We start from the raw sequence: 1,353 nt of genomic DNA, 5'->3' as shown, positions 1-1,353 counted from the left end.
AAGCAGCAAGAGCATTAGGGATGCGGCAACATCCTTAAGACATTTTTAAATATGTTCACCTTAAGTATAACACAGATAGTGTTTTTTTGCGCTTTTTTACTGTGTTATTTTCAAATAAAAGACTATATTGAGAGAACATTTCATGTTCTCTTATCCAGATACTCAAAGAGTCAATTCCTGACTCTTTGACCTCCGAAAAGAACCGAATCAACATTGACATGAACTTCGTTCCTTTCATTTAGAAACTCTAAAGGCATTCAACACGCCTTTAGACCGGAGGTGGGAGTGAAACGGTTTGGGGAGAAACCGTTTCAGCTTACAACTTGAAACAAAGACTTGTAACGAACGATTTTATTTGTAAAAATTGTTCTGTCTCACTCCCAAACTGAACATTCCTACTCTAAATCATTGACAATCTCCACATTCCCCTCCAACAAAGGGAACAACTCCTCATCCTGCTGGACATCTGTCACCAAGGCTGTCACATCCTTAAGTTCACAAAAACTGGCAAAATCATCCTTCCCAACCTTGGATCCATCTAAAAGCAGATAACGCTCCAAGGAATGCTCCAAGGCCAAACCCTGCGTATAAGCTTCCGCCAGCGTCGACGTCATCACCTGCCCGTCCTTAACCCCATTGGCAGAAAAAAACATCTTGGAAAAGCGAAGCTTTTCCAAACTCGTATTGGTGATCTCACCTACAAAACTCTCCGTCAACTGCCGGTACTCACCTCCCAAGAGAAAAACCTGAAAAGTCTCCGACTTCTTCTGGGACAAAACCGTAAAGACAGGCATACAATTGGTAATCACTGTCAACCGCTGGTTGAAAATCTCCGCAGCCAGGGCTGCTACCGAAGTACCTGGTCCTAAGAAAACCGTATCCCCCTCTTCAATCAAGGCCGCAGCCCGCCGCGCAATCGCTACCTTGGCCTCGTGGTGCTGCACATCCTTCTCTGAATGGGAGTACTCCCGAAACTGGAAAGCCTTATTGGAACGGGCCCCCCCATGGATCTTGGTCAAGACCCCCTGCTCCTCTAATTCCAACAAATCTCGCCTTACCGTCATATCAGTAACCTGCAACAAATCAACAATCTCGGAAATCCGAATTGTCCCCTTCCTGTGGACCAAACGTGTAATTTCAGCCAGACGCTCCTGCTTTTTCATCCCAAGCTCCTCTTTGCTTTTTGTTGCATTATATCAAAAATAAAACAAAAAATGTTGGAAGCAAATCGAGTAGGGACTAATGGATAGTCCCTCTCACACCACCGTGCGTGCCGTTCGGCACACGGCGGTTCAATTAACTTTTAACGCATGTCGTTTTAAGTAGTAATCGAGACAGCTGACCAGTCCTCGT

The 1,353-nt window shown here is 44.9% G+C and carries 1 protein-coding gene; it reads right to left on the bottom strand.

All coding sequences use genetic code 11. From position 1 onward, the window contains the following. Nucleotides 1-395: 395 nt before the first annotated feature. On the bottom strand, nucleotides 396-1,163 hold the full coding sequence (locus tag I2503_RS09345) for a DeoR/GlpR family DNA-binding transcription regulator (RefSeq protein WP_196967780.1): 768 nt from the start codon (nucleotides 1,161-1,163) through the stop codon (nucleotides 396-398). Between the last annotated feature and the right edge of the window lie 190 nt (nucleotides 1,164-1,353).

The sequence above is a fragment of the Streptococcus sp. NLN64 genome, from assembly GCF_015831295.1.
In the GTDB taxonomy this organism is placed as follows: domain Bacteria; phylum Bacillota; class Bacilli; order Lactobacillales; family Streptococcaceae; genus Streptococcus.
The sequence above is the reverse complement of the archived record's forward strand: the minus strand, read 5'-3'. Positions and strand labels throughout refer to the sequence as shown.

Excerpts from the sequence above, each read along its gene's own strand:
- I2503_RS09345 (WP_196967780.1), bottom strand. The coding sequence starts at position 1,163 with ATGAAAAAGCAGGAGCGTCTGGCTGAAATTACACGTTTGGTCCACAGG.